Origin of the sequence: Rhodococcus rhodnii NBRC 100604 (assembly GCF_001894925.1) — a bacterium.
GTDB classification, from domain to species: Bacteria; Actinomycetota; Actinomycetes; order Mycobacteriales; family Mycobacteriaceae; genus Rhodococcus_F; species Rhodococcus_F rhodnii.
The window spans coordinates 1-678 of the sequence record NZ_BCXD01000070.1 but is presented as its reverse complement, the minus strand read 5'-3'; the positions used below and the strand labels follow the sequence as shown (position 1 = coordinate 678).

Genomic DNA, 678 nt, shown 5'->3' with positions numbered 1-678 from the left:
CGCCCTACGAAGACGCCAGTGTCGATCAGCTCAGCGGCCCCGGCGACCCGAACAAGCCGACCAACCAGGTCCAGCCCGAACGCGCGGAAAACGAGGCATGGGCGGCTGCCGCCGAACGTGCGAAGGACAACAACAGCCACAGGCGAAAGCTCGTCACCTGGACGATGTGGGCAGTATCCGTCTCGCTGCTGATCAACGCCGTCATCTTCTGCGTCTACATGGGGTCACAGTGGGGCCAGATCTCGGACGCGGTGATGATCGCGTGGATCACGGCCACTGTCGTCGAGGTGCTCGGTATCGCGTACATCATCACGTCAGACCTGTTCAAGGACGGCACACGCTCCCACTGAGTCGCCGCAGGCCCGCCACCCGTCCCGCGGCGGCATATTTCCTGGCATGTATTCACTACCGGAACGACGAATCGCCCCCACCCGCGAAGGGTGGGGGCGTTCTCGTGCGCGGCTCAGTAGCTGCGGAAGGTGAGCCAGACGCGGCCGTCGCCGCCATTGGCTCCTGGGCTTCCGGAGCCGAAGATGCCGCCGTTTCCGCCTGCGCCTGCGCCGCCGGGTGCTGTGCCGGGGGTGTTGCGGGTGGCGCCACCGATCCCGCCGGTGTAGGTGGTGCCGAGGTAGGTGTGGTCGCCTGGTGAGGCGCCGGCCTCGACGGCCTTGTCGAAGA

At 66.7% G+C, this 678-nt stretch carries 2 protein-coding genes; one reads left to right on the top strand and one right to left on the bottom strand.

Going from position 1 to position 678, the window contains the following annotated elements; translation table 11 throughout:
* Positions 1–350, top strand: a 350-nt coding sequence (locus RR1_RS21520) for a hypothetical protein (RefSeq protein ID WP_072713759.1), incomplete at its 5' end; no start/stop codon positions are given.
* Positions 351–463: 113 nt separating this feature from the next.
* On the opposite strand, the gene RR1_RS22520 is transcribed toward RR1_RS21520, so the two are convergent.
* Positions 464–678, bottom strand: a 215-nt coding sequence (locus RR1_RS22520) for a glycine-rich domain-containing protein (protein ID WP_443096417.1), incomplete at its 5' end; no start/stop codon positions are given.